Below are 18401 nucleotides of genomic sequence, written 5' to 3'. Positions count from 1 at the left end.
GCGATCTTTTGAAAAAAGGGGAAATTTAACCAGTAAACCCTGTCAAATTAGCTTCTTTTAAAGAGTTTTTTATGAGTAGCCATTAAACAATTTCCTAACAATTACTGTTGACCCTTTCTATACGTTTAAGCAACTCCCTTTGATCTTCAACCATCAAGAAATCACTCGATCCATGCTTTGTTCTGCTGCTTTTTCTTGCGTTTCTTGCGCCAATTCTTGTTCGGCATTTTTCTTATCCAAAATGCGGACAAATGGGTAATAGATCAAGGCACACAAAGGAATCATCAGTAACTGAGCTACCCCGAGTTTCCAACTTCCTTGCAGAATACCTGAGAGAACGATCGGGGCACCAAAAGGCACTTGCATCCCGATAGGAATTGGTAAAATATTCGTGATGGTTAAGATATAGCCAATCACCACGCAAACAACTGGGCTTAAAATGTAGGGAATCGCCAGAATCGGGTTCATTACGATCGGTAATCCGAAGATCAGCGGTTCATGAATCCCGAAAAGTGCTCCTGGTGCTCCCAGCTTCCCGATAATTTTGAATTGTTTACTCTTTGATAAAAAGAGTAAAACTACTACTAGACCAAGCATGGCGGAAAAATTAGCATAAATACTCCAAAAAGAACCAGTCACTAAGTTAGGCATCGGTTCTCCTGCTTGATAAGCAGCCAAATTCTCAAGATCCAGAGCAGTCATTATTGGACGAATAACCGCTAATACAACGATTGCTCCGTGAATCCCAAAGACCCACAACAACTGCATGATCAATAAGGCGATACAAATCGACCAAATCGAACCTCCAAGACTTTGCAGTGGAATTTGTAGAATCGTGTATACAAATTGATGGAAACTACCGAATTCCGTCATCTTCCACAAACCGGCTGTTATCGTAAATAAGACTGCTACTAACACTGCTGGAACCAGTCCCGAAAATGTTTTGGCAATCGTTGGTGGTACACCCTCCGGCATCGTGATAACCAAGTTTTTATCGACAAAAAACACATACAAACGGGCAGTTAAGACACCCACGATCATCGCCGCAAACAACCCTCTAGCCCCTAGCCAGTCAAAGGTCAAGGCATTGATCACAAGCTCTCCATCTTCAAAAACACTGATTGGTGTTAAGACTAAAAAGGAAAATAAGGAAACAAAACCAGGGATCAAGCCTTCTTTTCCATACAAGCCTGCCAATTTGTAAGCGATGGAAAAAGCGGCATAAATAGCTAATGCATTTGTCGTAAATTGTGCCGGTAAGGCGATAATATCGCGAAACGGGGCAATCATTGATTGATAGACTTCGATTTGCATGGAAGACAACAGTGTACTGAATGCGCCGATGATCATGACCGGCAATAGCGACATCAATCCATTAGAGATTGCTTGCATATACTTATTTTGCTGAATCTTACTTGCGTAGTACTGGCCTTTTTCGGTGAACTTCTCTGCGAAAGTCATATAATACACTCCTTTTTGATCTGTGTCCGAGAAACAAAACGTCTTGATAGCAATTGTGGGGGAGCAGCTGGTCTTTTTTTAAAAAGACCCACACTGAGTAAAATCAAAAATCAGAAAATCTATTTGTGTCACATTTGCATTGGGATCATCGGCGTTTCCCCGAACCATTCGATTACTAAGTAGATCAATCAGAGCCTATCTGCTTTCGGGAATGGCCGATCATTGACTGGATTCATCGTCTTAAGAAATCAAGTGTGCAAAAATTCACCTTGTCCCTTGTTGAAGAAGAACAAGGTCTTGCCTTTTACGCATTGTTCCCCTGAAGTCAGACGGTTTCTCCAGCTGGATCGATACTTTCAGTTTGAACCTCCGCTTGCGCTGCTTCTGCTTCCGTTTTTAATTTTCCTTTATCTAATATTTTGACAAAAGGAATGTACAGCAAGCAGCCTGCCAAAACGCAAACGACTTGTAGAACTGCGACCTGCCAGCCTCCAGCTAGAAACCCATTTAGAAAAATCGGTGTGCCAAAGGGAACTTGTACGCCACTAAGTCGTGGGACGATCCCACTCCAGATCGCTAGGTATGCTACAAGCACTTGAACCAATGGTGTTAATATGAACGGAATCGCCATGATTGGATTCAAAATCAGCGGTAAGCCAAAAATCACCGGCTCATTAATGGTGAACAATCCAGGAACGGCACTTAGGTTAGCGACTGTCCGTGATTGTTTTGATTTCGCCAACAGCAAAATAACGATAATCAATGACAATGTTCCCCCAGCCCCACCAATACCAGCAAACAAATCATAAAACGACTTGCTCAAAATATTTGGCAGCTCGGAACGAGCAACACCGCTAGCTAAAGCATCCATATTTTCCACATCCATTGGTAAGTACAAAGCGGTGACAAAGCTACCCACCACCAACGAACCATGGATACCGAAGAACCATAGCACCATTTGGATCAGTACAATAAATAGCAACGAACCGACACTAGAAGACAAGCTTTGCAGCGGCATTGCCAAGATTTGATAGATGAAATCTGAGAATGAGCCATAAGAAGTAAAACTGAATGCCCAGCTAATGACGATCGCGGTAAACCCAGAAATAATTGCTGGAATCAAACCGGCGAAGGTATCCGTCACAAATTGCGGCACGCCTGCTGGCATTTTGATGGCGATATTTTTTTCTAAAATAAAGCAGTACAAACGAGCAAAGACTAAGCCACAGATCATAGCGGTAAACAAGCCTTGAGCACCGAGTTTGCTCATGTCGAGGGTCGTTGTTTCCTCTAAGGTAACCATTGGCGTCATCATCAAAAAGGCAAACAGTGAAACGATGCCGGCAGGAACCGCCGACTGCTTAAATTCTGTCGCTAAACGGTGACCGACCAGAAAGGAAGCGTACACGGAGATAACCCCGACGGTCATACTGTAACCGACGGAAAAATAGCCGCCAATATTGATCGAATTGATAAAGTCTGTCCATCCTTGAATCGGCAAAACTGCTAACAATAAGGCGATCGAACCAATAATGTTGATCGGCAGCGTCGCCATCAACCCGTTTGAAATTGCCTTTAAATACCGATTGTTGGAGATTTTATCTGCAAATACTAACACCTTATCCATATATTTATCCATTTTCTTTTCACTCCTTTATTTGGATGACAAACAATACATCTTCATGACAATTGTGGGGATGGAAAACAGTGATACCATCGGTAACTGTCAGTTTTGGTTTCAAGAAACGATTGGTATTCAAATCGATCAATGTGACAGTCGCTGTAGAAAGATCTCCTTGCAGGCGAACTGTTGTATTGCTTGGCAAGTAAAGCAACGCATCCTTCGATCCTGCGATGGCTGCCATACGAATCTGTTCATCTGCATCGATCAAGCGCTCTTGGCAAGGCACAAGCTCCTGAATATTTAATAATTCGAATAATTGCTTGATAAAGCCATAGTCATCTGCCCCAGGAAAAGATAAAGCTTCTGGCCAAATCATCGGACGGTCAAACGCTTCCCCGATTTCTTCCGCAAAGGTCGCCGTCGGGGTTTGCCAACTCCAGATGCCGTGGGCACCGTACGTGATCCCAGCCGAGCCGCCGGCTAACAGTGATTGCCATGCTGCTTTGCGGACATCTTTTTGACCAAATCGACCGTATACGTGACGGGCATAGCCCATTTGTTCATAGCAAGGTTCTGAGTTGATGATCGGCAGCTGCGGTTCTCGTTGATAAAAACGCTCTGCCAAATAATAAGGCATATTCAAAAAGGCGCTGTTATGACCTGATTGGTATAAAAATAAGTCCAAATGTTCGACGATAGGTTCAGGGATTTCTTCAAAACGTCCCTTGATATGAATCGTTTTCAGGGTATTGGGCGAATGCTTTTCAAAGAAAGCAAAGGCTTCTAGATACGTATCGATGGTTGGCTGTGTTGGGAAATCCGTATCGCCACCAATAAAGTAGATCGGATGGAAGGCATCAAACGTCTTAATCACTTTTTGATAGTAGACCTGGCGGCAATCCTCCGGCAACACGTTGCGTTCTTTGTCCAACTGGCTAGCCCACGTGCCGGCGACATAGTTTGACCACAAGACGACCAATGCTAAAGTAAAGCCTTTCTCATCGGCAATTTTACAAAGACGCTGAGCCCGTTCGAAATAGGCATCCTCCCAAACAGTAAAATCAAAGACGCCCGCATCAACAGGAAACGGCAAGCAGTCAAATTGACCACGGCTGCGATCCCATTGCGGTAACACATTGATTTGTAGGGTATTGAAGCCCTGCTCTTTGCGTTTGTCTAAGTAGGTGATCCAGTCATTTTCTTGAATACTTGTAAAGGCACTCCAGCAAGTATCGGCTAAATAAAAGAAATGCTGGCCGTCTCGCAATAAGGTGCGTTTGTTTTGGCTCACGGTGATTTTCACGGTGGTGCTCTCCTTTCATTGGCACAAGTTGTGCACTGGCGGTTTTTTTAATCAATATAACTGCTGAGCCAGCCCTCGCACAGCTCAAACCATTTAGCGACATGGGTATTGAGGTGACTTGGCTTGCGTGCCGTTGTTCGATCCGCTAATGCCAGTCCGTGTTCGCCTTTTTCAAAAATATGCAGTTCAAATGGAATCTCTGCTTCTCTTAATTTGACCGCCAACTTCAACGAGTGCGCCACATCGACTAAGACGTCTTCCGTCGTATGCCAGAGAAACATCGGAGGTGTCCACTGATCGACATGATACAAAATGTTCATGGATTGAATGGCTTCTTCCGTGGGTTGTTTACTCCCAAAAAAGCGTTCGTTGGCAGTTAAAGGTACTTCGATCAGACTAGCGGCAAAGCCCAGATCATCGATTGGAAAGGCATGCTCTTGATAAACCAATGGGTAGCCGGCGATCGCCAAATTCACTTTCAGTAAGTCACTGCTAACGCCCAACGCTTCTGCCAGCTCAGCATCGTGCCAGCGCGTCGCTAACTGCAACGCTAGATGTCCGCCTGCTGAAAAACCGCAAACGATGATTTGCTCCTCATCCACCAACCATTCTTGAGCATGCGCACGAATGATCTTGACGGTTTGGGCGGCTTCCATCAAGGCATTGTGGGGAACGTTTTTCACTTGGTCACCGGTGGTGTACCATAAAACAACGCTATTTAGCCCGATACTATTGAATTTCAAGGCAATGACTTCCGCCTCTCGATCACTGGTAAATGCGTAGCCGCCGCCTGGACAGACGATCACTAGCGGTCGTTTCTTGCCGACATTGTACTCTTTGGATTGGTGCAATAAATAGGTATCCACGTAAGCCGTTTGATTCAATTGGATTCGTTGGGTCTCCATATAGTTCCTCCTTTATCCTTCACTAAAAGCAGCTGATTTCTCAATGAACCGTTTCCATTTTTCATATTTCAAACGGATCACGGCCTGTTCGGCTTGCGGAACGATCGTGGTTTGCTGAATAGCTGGTTCATTCATGGTTGGATTGGCAACAAGCATCGTGCCGATGGCTGAAAATTCTTCGACTTCGCTGACGATGACGGGTTTATTGATCAAAGTCGCCAATAAGCTCATCAAGGCGCGGTTTTTCGAAACACCGCCATCGATCATTACCTGATTGATCAGTCGTTCAGCGACTTCTTCCATCACATCGATCACTGCTTTGATTTGAAAAATGATGCTTTCTAAAACGGCTTTCAACAGCTTATGAGTCGTCGTTGTGCGTTTCATGCCGACAAAGCTGGCAGTCATCGTATTATCCCAAAAAGGGGCACCCATTCCTTGCAATGCTGGGATAAAATAGATGTCTTCTTGACTGTCATTGGTCAGCACTTCTTGACAGATCTCAGCTACATCTGGCAGCGGAGCCACTTGCTCACTGAACCAGTTGATGGCGTCACCACAGGAACGGATGATGCCTTCTAGCGCAAACGCTGTTTCCTGGCTAGTTTGCCAGCCGACCGTCGTCAAAATGCGGCGATCCCGCAACGTCTGCTCCTGCTGCACTTGCATCATGATCGAACAACCGGTGCCCATCGTGATTTTTACATCCCCAAGGCTTTGACAACCTTCCCCGAATAATGCCGCTTGTGAATCGGCTAAGATCCCTTTGATAGGGATTCCGTGATAGCTACCGAAAACCGTATCAGCAGGTTTGATCGCTGGCAAGTCTGCTAGATGGATGCCAAAAAGTTTGACGAGTTCTGCATCCCAACGGCCCTCTTCAATATTGTAAAACAATGTTCGGCAAGCGTTGCTGGCTTCTGTCGCAAATACTTTCCCTTGCGTTAAATTCCACAACAGCCAGCTGTCCATCGTACCGATCGCCAACTCGCCAGTTCCCGACTTTTCCTTGATGGCCGATAATTCTTGTGCCAGCCATTTCACTTTGGTGCCAGAAAAATACGGGTCTAAGCGTAAACCGGTCTTTTGATTGATCGTCCTTTCCCAGCCTTGTGCCGTCAATTCTTCACAAATCGCGGCACTGCGGTTGCATTGCCACACGATCGCATTGTACAGGGGATTTCCAGTCAATCGGTCCCATGCAACGATCGTTTCTCGCTGATTGGTCAATGACAAGGAAACGATTTGATCTGTAGTGATCGCTTGTTCTTGAAACACTTGTGCCAGCAATTCTTGGACATTTTGCCAAATCTCGAGGGGATCATGTTCGACCCACCCGACTTTTGGATAAATTTGGCGGTGTTTTTTATCGTAACGCTGCAGGATTTTCCCTTCTTGAAACAGTAAGAGCTTGGTACCGGATGTACTCTGATCTAAAACCAGCTGATAGGTCTTGTCCATCTTAAGCTCCTAGAAACGCAACCGCTGTTTTCACTATGGAGGCACCGTCTAATCCATAATGGGCAAACAGTTCTGACGAAGAACCAGTAATCAAGGCTTCATCCGGAAAAGCAATGATTTTTTGTCGAATGTCCGTTTCTTCTGCCAGCGTTTCCGCCACGGCAGCTCCTAAGCCGTTGTATCGGCTGTGTTCTTCCACAGTGATCACGGTGCCTGTTTCTTTCGCCACTCGTTTGACCGTTTCTGAATCAAAGGGCTTCAAGGAATGAACATTTAAAACGGTAGCAGTGATGCCTTGTTTTTCCAATAGCTCAGCAGCATCCAACGCTTGGCGCACGGTTTCGCCGGTGGCGATCAATGCGACATCTTGACCACTTCTCAGCTCAATGGCTTTGCCGATCTCAAAAGGATAATCTGCAGAATCATAACAATCTTCAACAGGATTACGACCGAGACGGATATAGGCTGGTTCATTTGATGCCGCTAAGGCTTTAAACATTTGGATCGTTTCAAAGCGATCTGCTGGCAACAGCACTTGCAAATTAGGGATCGCTCGTGCCACTGCGATGTCTTGCAAGGAATGATGACTCATGCCTAATGCCCCATAGCTGACACCGCCGCTGATGCCTACGAGTTTGACATTTTTATTCGAATACGCGACATCGACTTTGATCTGCTCGATACTGCGCATGCTGAGAAAACAAGCAGGAGAGGCAACGAAAGGGCGTTTGCCCATATGGGCTAAGCCGGCCGCAATACTGACGATGTTTTGCTCTGCGATCCCTACTTCCACCAATTGTGTCGGTAATTCCTTGGCAAAAGCTGCTAACGAAGCGGAACCACGAGAATCACTGGTCAACACCGTGATCGCAGGATTCTTTTTTCCTTCTTCAATCAATACGTCGCACATCGCTTGGCGATTGGCAATATTATTTTTTCCCATGAGTCAAAACCTCCATTTGCTGATCAAGTTCGGCAATGGCTTGTGCAAGCTCTTCTGCAGTTGGCACTTTATGATGCCATTGCGCTTGATTTTCGGCTACAGAATAGCCTTTGCCTTTGATGGTTTTAGCAATGATCAGCTTCGGCTGATTGGGCTGATGCGGTTTTTCTAATGCAGCCACCAAGGCAGCCATATCATTGCCATCAACGATATGCACATCCCAACCAAAGGCACGCCATTTTTCATCTAGCGGCTCCACTGCCATCACATCTTCCGAGGCGCCAGTGATCTGCAAGCCGTTGCGATCAATGATGGCGGTCAAATTGTCCAGCTGATAGTTGGCAGCCGCCATGGCTCCTTCCCATACCGAGCCTTCTGCTAATTCGCCATCTCCCAACAACGTATAGGTTTGATACGTGCGGTGATCCAGTTTGCCTGCCAAGGCGATCCCTACTGCGACGGGTAAGCCGTGACCTAGCGAACCAGTATTCATCTCAACCCCAGCTACTTTATTGTTTGGATGACCGATCAGTCGTGAACCAAATTGCGAAAAGGTGGCTAATTCTTCTTTCGGCAAAAAACCTTTGTCCGCTAAAACGGCCCATAATACTTCTGCAGCATGTCCTTTACTTTGGATATACTGGTCACGATCTTGCTTTTGAGGATCTTTCGCATCGACATTCATTATCCGATAATACAAGGCCACTAAAATATCGGTACAAGAAAGATCCGAACCAGTATGACCCGTTTTTGCTTGATAGATCAGCTCTAACACGGATTTTCGAATCGTTAAAGCCTTCATCTCCAGCTCGTTTATTTCCATGATTGATCCCCTCTCAAGTATGCTTTGACGTCTTCTTCGATTGGATCATAAAAATCTGGCTGCACACCGATGTATTTGCACGCTTCGTACAAGATCGGCACCACATTTTTTCTGACCGCCGCAACATGATGAATATAAGGGCCTTCAACGAGTTTGAATTCCAAGCGATTCAAATTCGCAAATTCCAGATAGAGATAGGTCCCTTGATTGTATGGGCCATCGATCCCTTTACCAGTGCCCATCAGCAGTGAGTACTCGCCGTTGTCCCCATCAAAGCGACACAGCGTATACTCGTCTTTGATTGCCCGAAAAGCGACTGATCCTGGATAGTCAAAAACAAAATGCCGTTGCGGCAAGATTGGTTTGGTCTCTGCGGTGGAATAAGCAAAAACTCCTAAGTGCTGCAGCAATTCGCCATTCTCGTTTTCTGGATGGCGGCAGTTGACATCCGCAAAGATTGCTCGGTGTTCCCCCAACGAAGCGGCTTCGACCAACAGTTCCGAGATCGCCCCATGGACATCCGTCTCACAGACAAAAGGCAAACCTTCTTCTTGTAACAGCGACAAGGAGGCATACGGTAAAATACCGATTTCGTCTTGTAAGGCCGTCCAACACTGGATGACTCCTGCATTGCAGCCGTAGCTTTCACATAAGTTTTGCAAAGCCACTTTAAGGGCTGCCACCATCTCCAAATCTTTCGCCGAAATTTGGACTTCCGTATTGGTTTCGAAATAATCAATGACTGCTTGCACTTTATCTGGCTGCTGTTCTTTGACTTTCTTGATTTCTTGCACCACTTCTTGGATCGGTACTGGTGATAGCGAAATATTGAAACGCTCCAATAGTTCGCCTTCGTTGCAGATCACAGTCCAAAAATCAAAGGGACGTGGGCCAACTTGCAAGATTCGTGTTTGTTTGAAGGTCTTGACGACATTGCAGACTTTGATAAAGTCTTGCAAGCCGCGGGCAAATTCTGGTGAATCAATATCAGAATTTTTGACATAGGTGAAAGGTACCTTGAAACGGCGCAAGACTTTCCCAATAGCGAAAAGACCGCATTGCGTATCCCGCAAACGTGAACCGTCGGCGGCTGGCGTCTCATCTTTAGGTCCCCACAGTAAGACGGGGACATCTAGTTTTTTGGCTAGACGAGCACAGGCATATTCCGTACCAAAGTTTTCATTGGCTAGAAAAAGACCGTCGATCTTCGCTGCTTTGAATTTTTCGGCGATTTTTTCAACCCCTTCATCATCGTATAGTAAGCCGTCTTCGTTGATATCTAAAATATCTACATAATCAATGGCAAGTTCGTCCATTTTTTGTCGTGTCAGATTGGCGTACTCAATGGCTGCTTCTGCACTAAACAAATTTCTTCTAGTCGGGGCGAACCCGATGGTTACTTTATCCATAAAACCACCCTTTGCGTTTTAGTATATTTAGCTAAATTTTTATTTCTTCGACGATTCGTGCTACATTTTTGCTCAGAAATTCCTCATCCGTCAGTAAAACGATTTTTTTATCAGGAAAGGCTGCGGCGACTTTCGCTTGATTGAAGCGGGTTTGAGGAGCTAAAATCAAAAAATCATAGTCATTCCCCACCATAAATATTTCTGAAAAAGGCGCGGAATTGACTTGGTAATGCTGTTCATCCGCTAGTTGCTCTTTGAGCGCTTTGACGAGCAGTGCACTGGAGAGCCCAGTGGCACAAAAGAGACCGATCTGTGTCATCTATTCACTTCCTCAAAATGTAATCCCTTACTTTTTACACCTTAAATATAGCACAAGCTAAATATTTTGCAATAGTTTTAGATAAATATTTTTGTTTAATAACTAAAAAAGGACAAAACGCTTGCTAAACGTTTTGTCCTTCTTCTTATTTTTCATATTATTTTTTATTCTTAATTGATGCTTTCGCGTTCGACGATCGTCGTGGCGACCAGCATTTTCAGATGGTTTTCATCTTCACTCGTGATTTTCTCGATCAAGCGTCGCACGGCTTGGCGACCAAGGTACACTTTATCTACTTTGACGGTGGTCAGTGGTGGGTTGCAAAATTCCGCCAAAGGAATATCATCGAACCCAACAATGGTCAACGGATGATCGGGAAACACTTCGCGAATGGCTTTCATGGCACCGATGGCGATATTGTCATTGACCGCAAAAAAAGCGCTTGGCAACGGTCGCTGATCGGCACGCAAGGATTCCAAATAGACCTTCATGTCTTGATAGGAGCCTTCCAAGGTGGGTTCTACTAAGGCTTCCGTCTCTTCATAATGGATCAGATCATGCTCTTGGATCGCTTGGATGAACCCTTGCTTGCGTTCCCGAAAGTTGTTGATTTGAAAGGTTGAATTGATGATGCCGATGTCACGGTGGCCTTTTTCGATCATCTTTTCAACGATCTCATAGGCACTGTCACGATTATTGATGGCGACAAAATCAAAGTCCTGCGAATTAAACACCGTATCTAAAATCACTAACGGTACTTCCAAATGGCGAAAGACTGCTAAATCTTGTTTTTCCAATTCCGTTCCTAACAATAGCAAACCATCTGCTAATTCTGGACGGATCTTTTCAATCGGGTCTTCTTCTGGTGCCAGTGTGATATGGGAAATGACCAGTTCATAGCCTAACGCACTGCACTCCATTTCGATTCCTCGGATCAATTCAGAAAAGAAAGGCGTATCCCCTACGACATTTCCTTGTTTGTTCATTACGACAAATTTGATTTTTTGGCTTTCCGTTTTTTTAATTTCTCGCTGATCAAAATACCCCATATCACGAGCGATCTTCAAGATCGCTTGCCGTTTTTGTTCACTGATCCCCTTACGATTGTTGATCGCATTAGAGACTGTTCCGCTGGAAACGCCAGCTTTTCGGGCAATATCAGAGATCACAACTTTCATTTGCTCACCGCTTTCTGCTTCTCATTCTGTTAAAAGTATAGCAAAAGAATTGTTTTTTTACTACCAAAAAAGCTAAAACAAACTAAAATTTTTAGTTTGTTTTAGCTTCTACTTTGATTAGTTACTTTGTTCCGCCAAAATGCAGAAGGACAATGGGTCGATGGTTATCCTTGGCGCTGCTACGCCGCGAGAAGCGATCCCAGCTCCTTTGGGGTCAGCAACGAGGTGCCAAGAAGTATTTTCTGTTGTCGTCGGTAAGTCAAAGGACCAGCTTTCTTCCGTGCTGTTGAGTAAAACGAACAAGGAACGCCATGGATGCTGTTTGTCACGATTGGGTACTTGATACGCCAAGCGATTTTCATCCTTTGTCTCATAAAAGACCATGCTTTCAGTCGTTTGGGTCGTGGCATCTCTCAATGGTGCATAGGACTGCCGCAATGCCCACAAGCCCCGATACAGCTCGCGCAATTCTTTGAAGGTTTTGGCACGTGCCCAATCCAGCTGATTGACTACCAGTGGCGAACGGAAGGAGTTTTCATCGCCTTCTTTGGTACGGCCAAATTCTTCCCCAGCTTGGGTCAGCACGGCTCCTTGGCTAGTAAACAAAATGGCTGCTGCTAGTTTGTTACGGGCTAAAAGCTCACGATCAAAATCATAATTTCTTTCCTTCGCTGAAGCTTGCATGGTTGCCACCAGTTTGTCCCATAAGGTCAAATTATCATGGACTGACGCATAGGCGATCACTTGGCGGGACGATTTTGCCCAACGCTCGGCGCCTTCTTGCCCAGCAACTTTCGTATTTCCTTGAATCGCCGTTGCCAAATTTGCTGCATAAAAGGTTTGCTTGACTTGCGGTTGACCATTCATTCCTTGAATAAACGCGCCGTCTGTTTCTTCAAAGACATCGCCTTTGATACTGTCTCTTAAATCATTGCTAAAAACCGCAACGCCTTCTGACAGTGCCCAAACATTGCTTTTGTTCGCTGGGATATTCGGCTGAATAATTTGATTGCTGCCGGCATCCCATGGCTCGCCGTATAAAATCACATGGCTGAAGCCGGCATCATCTAGGCGTTGCCGCAACTGGTTCATGGTTTCCACATCGATCAAGCCCATCAAATCAAAACGAAAGCCGTCGATTTTGTATTCTTGCGCCCAATATAAAACTGAATCAATGATAAATTTGCGCATCATTTTCCGTTCAGAAGCCACTTCATTGCCGCAAGCAGAACCGTCCGCAAAATTCCCCGCATCATCTTGGCGGTAGTAATAATCAGGCACCGTCAAATTAAACCATGATTCTTCTGTGATCGCAGTGTGATTGAAGACCACATCCATTACAACGCCGATGGCTTCTTCATGCAGCGATTGGATCATTTGCTTGCATTCACGAATCCGCGCCTTGGGATCACTAGGATCAGAAGCGTATCGTCCTTCAGGGACATTGTAATTTTTCGGATCATAGCCCCAGTTGTAGGCAGACGAAGTTTCATCATTGTCAAAATCGAAGATCGGCAGCAGATGAACATAATTGATCCCCAGCTCTTTTAAATAAGCCATGCCAGTTGGTTGACTTTCATCCCCCACCAGATGGGTCTTTTTTTCAGTAAAGGCTAAATATTTCCCGCGATTTTCTGGTGAAATCCCGCTGTTTTCGGCGCCACTGAAATCTTCGACATGCAATTCCCAAATATAGGCATCTGTGATCGATTGCTGACCGACGCCGTGAGTCTCCTGCCAGCCTTCAGGATCTGTTTCCTTTAAATCAATGATGGCCCCACGGTTCCCGTTGATCCCTACTGCCTTGGCATAAAGATCCACCGCTTCGACTTTTTGACCGTCTCGTTGAAATTCAAACGTATAAAACAGCTCTTTGACGGTTTCTTCCGTCGTGACTTGCCAACAGTTGTCTTCTTGGACCATTGGCAGTGTCAGCAGGCGATCGTCAGTCCCAGCGACACCGCTTTGATAAATCAATACTGAAACAGCCTCTGCCTCTGGTGACCAGCATTTGAACGTGGTTTGCTGTCCTTGAAAAGTCACACCAAGATCATTCCCGTGATACGTATGTTCTTCTAAAAAACCGATCCTGCGATCGATCGCAATCTTTTTTTCTCCATACTGCGTGTTTTGTCCCATCAAAATTCCTCCATTCAACGTTGCTAACTATAAAACCCAGTTACTTTTCTGCTATTTCTACCTTCTCATATTTCTTGAAAATTGCCAACAATAAGCCGCCTTTTCTTTGACCTAAAAATAAGCCTTAACACTACAGACAAGCCCTTTTCTTATTTTGCTAAACGACTCCGCACCTCTTTTTATCAAAAGAAAAACCCCCACTCGTTGAACGGCTCTTAAAGAATAGCTATTGCTTCTAATCTTTAAGATCACTGCTCCGATGGGGATTGTTGAAAAAGAAGAAATCAATAATGGCAATGATAGCTGTCACAATATTCTGAAATCTCTTCCTCTCTTTCTCGCTATCTATTGATCACTTACAGCTAGACCTGATTCGAGTAAGGTTTTAGGTAAATCACCTTGATAAAAATCGACTGGTTCATGAAGGACTCGCTGCCAATAATTTTGTGTCTCTTTCAAAAAATTAGCATTATCTTGCGTATTTCCTTCACGAATAAACAGCAATACCAACCCACTAAAAAAGATCAAGGCTTCTTCATGATATTTTCTCAGATCGCTTTTATGCGCACATTGAAAAACAGCTGATTCAGCAATTGCTTCTTGAAAATAAGCAAAAGAACGCTCTTTTATGTAAGGACCACAGCCAATATCATTTAAAAAAAGTGCGAAAAAGAGGTTACGATTGCGGCTGGCAAATACGTAATAGTCCTGCCAAAAGCTGTATAAGGAATCGAGTGTCTCTTCTGACTCTTTTTTTGTTTCGTGAATGTCGCGAAATACATCATCAACCATCGCCTGTTTATAATTTTGCATGTTTGAAAAATTTAAATAGATCGGTTGGGTCGATGTTCGTGCATATTTAGCAATGTCGCGGACAGTGATTGGTCGATAAAGATATTCCACCAGATATTTTTTTAAGCAATTGATCAAATATTTTTTCGTAATCGTTGCTTTTCTCATAATACCCCTTCCTTTCTGGACGTCACCAATTCTTGCTGATGTTCGTCTCATTCACTTTGACTACTTGCAGCTTTTAGAAGCACAACCAACGCCCATTTTCTTACTGAAAGTAATCTTTATACTTCTACTTTAACAAAAAAGAGCACGTTAACCTATACTTTCCGCCGATTTTCTTAATTTTATTTTTTATTTTTGACCATTTTATTAAAGAAACTCTTGTTGTCTTATGGTGCTCAGACTTAAGGCTGATTTTGACTGGTGCTGCTTGTGGAATGATACTATGTAATGTATAGTATGAGTATGAACAGGAGGAGAGCCTTTGGATGCCCAATTAAAAAAAGGATTATTGGAAATTTGTGTTTTGGCTTATTTGCAGCATGGTGACTCTTATGGCTATGAATTAGTCAAAAACATATCTCCTTTACTGCCAATCTCAGAATCAACGCTCTATCCTATCTTGAAGCGCTTAGAAGCCAGCCGAGCGGTTGAGACTTATAATAAAAGCCATCAAGGACGGACCCGAAAATATTACCGCTTGACCAAAATCGGAAAACAGCGGATCGACGATTTTTTAACCAACGACTGGCCCCAATTGACATTGATCCAGCGATTTATTAAAGGAGGAACATTAGATGAACAGAGTTGATTTTATCAAGGCATTGGCTGCGGAATTATCTGAAAAAGTCAGACCTAGCGAGATTCATCAGCTGATCAACTATTATGACGAGATGATCGAAGATTTGATGGAAGAAGGATACACCGAAGAAGAAGCCGTGGCACGCCTTGGCTCCCCAAAAGAACTGATCCAAGCAGTTACCGAAACGGAAGAGGTCGTAGTAGAGATTCCCCGCCGCTTTCATCCCTTTTTGCTCTTGATTTTAGTACTGGGCTTCCCATTGTGGGGCAGCCTCTTGTTAAGTGCCGCTTTGCTGATCCTAAGCTTTTTAATAATCATCTGGTGTGTGCCTTTCACCACTGGCATGATTGGTGTCACTACGTTTATCGGTGGGATCGCCAGCGTTGTCTTAAGTCCCATGCTGATGGCGGATGGTTTCTATCTCTTTTTAAGTCAATTAGGCATGGGGATTTTCTTATTTGGTTTAGGGCTGCTTTGCCTGATCGCCACTTATAGTATGAGCCGACCTTTTTCCCGTCTTACCCACTCCCTTGTCGTTTGGCCGAAATCATTTGTTCAAAACTATCGAAAGAAGGCAGTCCTATGATCAAAATCAATAAGCGCTTTTTCGTTTTTCTCAGTCTGTTGTTTATTATTCTCGGACTGGTCATCACCTTTATCGGTTTTTCAATGTCAGGCTACTCACCTGATGCCTACCATATTGAGCATCGTCGCTGGTATCAACTCGTTGGTTTCTATACGGAATAACAGACGGAAAATAATTATAAGTTGATTTTTTCGTCAGAAAAACTAGCAATTTGCATTAATTTCATGTATCGGTGAAAAAATTGAACTTCTCTTTTTGACGGAACCATATTACTATATAGGTACATCCTGTATCCTATTTCATAGGGTAACCAGAAAAACCCATACCATCCTATGGGTTTTTTTGCTGTCTATAAAAGCAAAAAAACGTGCCGCAAGTCCAGGTATCGCCAAGCCAGCTGTTTTAGCTAACCTTGGCAGAACCTGTCTGCAGTACGTTTTTTCTAATGATCGATTATTCCCCTAGTACTGGCTGTTCTTGCACAGTGCCAATAGGAAACAAGGCGCGAAACACCCGGCGAACGATTGGACCTGCAATGAACAATTGCAACGGCAATGCGACGATCACATTTTTCCCAATGTTGCTTAGCCAATTGACGAACACCGAGTGATCAGGGTTTGGGTGCATCAACGCACCAAAGAGTGACATACAGATCACCATGCCGGCGATCATCAATGAAGAAATCAAACCGATTTTTTTCCAAGTAGCTGATTGATGGTCCAAAAATCGAAACGCCAAACCTTTTGCCGGACCAGAAACAATGAACCAATCCAAAATAAAGGCGACACAAAGGGCTAATGGCAATTCATTCCACGCCAATTGGAATGCCAATGCCGAAACACCGACTTGAAACATGAGGTTATAAACACTCATAAAATACACCATGAAAATACACATAAGTGTCGTATAGATCAAACTTTCTTTTTTATTGATGGGCATGTAACAACTTCCTTTCTCTTTTTCGTACTCGACTATTCTAGCAGAAGAAAATTTTTCGTGTAAGTAAAAGTTTGAAAACTTTCAAAAAAGTTTTTTGCTATTTTTTTATCCACTTCTCTTGACACTTTCTTATGAAGTCAGTAGAATAGCGATAGATTAAATCGTACAGATAACAAGCGGGTTCGCTTGTCGAGAGAGAGGCGGTTTCTATGAGAATAGAAACGGTCTCTTTTTTTGCGAATTTTTAGAGGTGAGAATATGGAAAACAACAAAAAACTCGTGGGGGCGATCCTCGCAACCGGATTGATGTCATTTGCAGGTGTGCTGATTGAAACAGCCATGAATGTAACGTTTCCGACATTGATCGATCAATTTACGCTTTCAACATCCGATGTTCAATGGGTGACGACCATCTACTTACTGGTCATCTCCATCATTGTCCCAATATCGACCTACCTTTTGAAACGCTTCTCATTGAGAACCTTGTTTCTAGCTGCCAACGCCTTTTTCCTTGTTGGCTTGGTGATCGACTTTTTATCGCCGACGTTTGCCATTTTGCTGATTGGCCGCTTTTTCCAAGGTGCCAGCACAGGGATCGCACTGCCTTTGATGTTCCACATCATTTTGACTTACTCCCCCTTTGAAAAACGGGGAGCGGCAATCGGCTTAGGGAATTTGACCACTTCCATCGCTCCAGCGATCGGACCGACATATGGGGGCTTATTGACCGCCCATTGGTCTTGGAATGTGATCTTTCTTTTCTTGATCCCAGTCTTGCTGATCTCCCTAGTACTCGGCCTTTACTCGATCCCTAAAACGGCTGGGGCAAAAGACACTTCCCTGGATTTACTGAGTGTATTAGGAATCGTCTTGATGTTCAGCGGCTTCTTATTGTTCTTGAATCAAGTAGGCACCTTAGCGAGTCTACTGCCGCTGCTTTTCGGTTTCATTGGTGCTGGCTTGTTTTATCAACGCTCAAAAGGCCCGAACCCTTTGATTCGTTTGGCTGTTTTGAAAAACCGTAGCTTCAGTTTGTTTCTGTTTGGCTTTCTTGTTTGTCAGTTCCTTTTACTGGGCATTTCCTTTGTCTTGCCGAACTTTGTCCAACTCGTCTTGGGAAAAGATGCCTTTACTGCAGGATTAGTTATGCTTCCTGGGGCGGCGATCGGGGCGATCCTTGCGCCGATCTCTGGTCGGTTGCTGGATAAAGTTGGACCGAAAAAACCGATCCTGTCTGGTTTGACGTTGATTGCCATCGGTTGGCTCGCCTTAGCCCTCGTTTTGCGTTCGCCTTTCATTTGGAGCCTAGTTGCTGGACATGTCTTTTACATGATCGGGATCGGCTTAGCCTACAGCAATATGATGACCACCGGCTTAAACAAGCTGACTCCTGCGTTGTACGCGGACGGTAATGCGATCTTTAATACGCTGCAGCAATTTTCTGGTGCAGTGGCGACGGCTGTGGTGGCGACCATTATCAATTTGGCACAAAATGCGGCGACCGATTACACCCAAGGGACGGTCATCGGCTCTCAAATCGCCTTATTCTTTTTGTGGGCCTTAGTCTTACTGACTTTCCTATTAACGATCAACTACTTCCGCAAAAGCACCGACAAAAAAGCCGTCAGCTAACTGCGGCTTTACCCATTGAAAACCAAGAAAAAAGCCGCTCTCCCTTGAGGGCGGCCATAAAAAAATCCGCTTCCGATCCCCC

17 protein-coding genes are annotated in these 18401 nt (G+C 44.4%); 4 read left to right on the top strand and 13 right to left on the bottom strand.

The window, feature by feature from the left end; genetic code table 11:
- Nucleotides 1–153 precede the first annotated feature (153 nt).
- The 12 genes from IGI76_RS00310 to IGI76_RS00255 form a co-directional block, all read right to left on the bottom strand.
- Complete coding sequence (locus tag IGI76_RS00310; protein ID WP_333718853.1) at nucleotides 154–1461, bottom strand: PTS sugar transporter subunit IIC; 1308 nt, start codon at nucleotides 1459–1461, stop codon at nucleotides 154–156.
- Between the two features lie 325 nt (nucleotides 1462–1786).
- Nucleotides 1787–3100 (bottom strand): PTS sugar transporter subunit IIC, encoded by a 1314-nt coding sequence (locus IGI76_RS00305; protein WP_086338869.1) that lies wholly within the window; start codon nucleotides 3098–3100, stop codon nucleotides 1787–1789.
- A gap of 7 nt (nucleotides 3101–3107) precedes the next feature.
- Nucleotides 3108–4388, bottom strand: coding sequence for an apiosidase-like domain-containing protein (locus tag IGI76_RS00300; protein ID WP_333718852.1), 1281 nt, complete (start codon nucleotides 4386–4388; stop codon nucleotides 3108–3110).
- 47 nt (nucleotides 4389–4435) lie between these two features.
- Nucleotides 4436–5293: an alpha/beta hydrolase gene (locus IGI76_RS00295; protein ID WP_438780883.1), complete on the bottom strand. Its 858-nt coding sequence runs from the start codon at nucleotides 5291–5293 to the stop codon at nucleotides 4436–4438.
- 12 nt (nucleotides 5294–5305) lie between these two features.
- Nucleotides 5306–6754 (bottom strand): FGGY-family carbohydrate kinase, encoded by a 1449-nt coding sequence (locus tag IGI76_RS00290; protein WP_333718850.1) that lies wholly within the window; start codon nucleotides 6752–6754, stop codon nucleotides 5306–5308.
- A 1-nt stretch (nucleotide 6755) separates the two neighbouring features.
- Nucleotides 6756–7697: a transketolase family protein gene (locus IGI76_RS00285; RefSeq protein WP_333718849.1), complete on the bottom strand. Its 942-nt coding sequence runs from the start codon at nucleotides 7695–7697 to the stop codon at nucleotides 6756–6758.
- Nucleotides 7684–8520: a transketolase gene (locus tag IGI76_RS00280; protein WP_333718848.1), complete on the bottom strand. Its 837-nt coding sequence runs from the start codon at nucleotides 8518–8520 to the stop codon at nucleotides 7684–7686. Before IGI76_RS00280 ends, IGI76_RS00285 begins: the two co-directional genes overlap by 14 nt.
- Entirely contained in the window at nucleotides 8511–9929 is a 1419-nt protein-coding gene (locus IGI76_RS00275; RefSeq protein WP_010748503.1) for an L-fucose/L-arabinose isomerase family protein, read from the bottom strand. Before IGI76_RS00275 ends, IGI76_RS00280 begins: the two co-directional genes overlap by 10 nt.
- 31 nt (nucleotides 9930–9960) lie before the next feature.
- A complete protein-coding gene (locus tag IGI76_RS00270) occupies nucleotides 9961–10248 on the bottom strand; it encodes a hypothetical protein (RefSeq protein WP_010748502.1) in 288 nt (95 codons plus the stop codon).
- 170 nt (nucleotides 10249–10418) lie between these two features.
- Nucleotides 10419–11426: a LacI family DNA-binding transcriptional regulator gene (locus tag IGI76_RS00265; RefSeq protein WP_010748501.1), complete on the bottom strand. Its 1008-nt coding sequence runs from the start codon at nucleotides 11424–11426 to the stop codon at nucleotides 10419–10421.
- 117 nt (nucleotides 11427–11543) lie between these two features.
- Nucleotides 11544–13565: a type I pullulanase gene (gene pulA / locus IGI76_RS00260; RefSeq protein WP_194185230.1), complete on the bottom strand. Its 2022-nt coding sequence runs from the start codon at nucleotides 13563–13565 to the stop codon at nucleotides 11544–11546.
- 345 nt (nucleotides 13566–13910) lie between these two features.
- Complete coding sequence (locus tag IGI76_RS00255) at nucleotides 13911–14525, bottom strand: TetR/AcrR family transcriptional regulator (RefSeq protein WP_179190610.1); 615 nt, start codon at nucleotides 14523–14525, stop codon at nucleotides 13911–13913.
- 319 nt (nucleotides 14526–14844) lie between these two features.
- Between IGI76_RS00255 and IGI76_RS00250 the strand changes: the two genes are divergently transcribed.
- The 3 genes from IGI76_RS00250 to IGI76_RS00240 are packed head-to-tail and all read left to right on the top strand — an operon-like array spanning nucleotide 14845 to nucleotide 15909.
- A complete protein-coding gene (locus tag IGI76_RS00250; RefSeq protein ID WP_005226473.1) occupies nucleotides 14845–15171 on the top strand; it encodes a PadR family transcriptional regulator in 327 nt (108 codons plus the stop codon).
- Complete coding sequence (locus IGI76_RS00245; protein ID WP_010748498.1) at nucleotides 15158–15748, top strand: DUF1700 domain-containing protein; 591 nt, start codon at nucleotides 15158–15160, stop codon at nucleotides 15746–15748. Before IGI76_RS00250 ends, IGI76_RS00245 begins: the two co-directional genes overlap by 14 nt.
- Nucleotides 15745–15909 carry a hypothetical protein gene (locus tag IGI76_RS00240; protein WP_005226470.1) on the top strand — a complete coding sequence of 55 codons (165 nt, stop codon included), beginning with the start codon at nucleotides 15745–15747 and terminating at the stop codon, nucleotides 15907–15909. The genes IGI76_RS00245 and IGI76_RS00240 overlap by 4 nt, the downstream gene beginning before the upstream one ends.
- 292 nt (nucleotides 15910–16201) lie before the next feature.
- Here IGI76_RS00240 and IGI76_RS00235 read toward each other — a convergent pair whose 3' ends face one another.
- Nucleotides 16202–16687, bottom strand: a complete 486-nt coding sequence (locus IGI76_RS00235) for a hypothetical protein (protein WP_005226468.1) — start codon at nucleotides 16685–16687, stop codon at nucleotides 16202–16204.
- 258 nt (nucleotides 16688–16945) lie between these two features.
- Between IGI76_RS00235 and IGI76_RS00230 the strand changes: the two genes are divergently transcribed.
- Entirely contained in the window at nucleotides 16946–18319 is a 1374-nt protein-coding gene (locus tag IGI76_RS00230) for an MFS transporter (protein ID WP_194185231.1), read from the top strand.
- The last annotated feature ends 82 nt before the right edge of the window (nucleotides 18320–18401 follow it).

Source organism: Enterococcus sp. DIV2449a, assembly GCF_051711225.1.
In the GTDB taxonomy this organism is placed as follows: domain Bacteria; phylum Bacillota; class Bacilli; order Lactobacillales; family Enterococcaceae; genus Enterococcus_D; species Enterococcus_D casseliflavus.
This window is presented reverse-complemented; position numbering and strand designations above follow the sequence as displayed.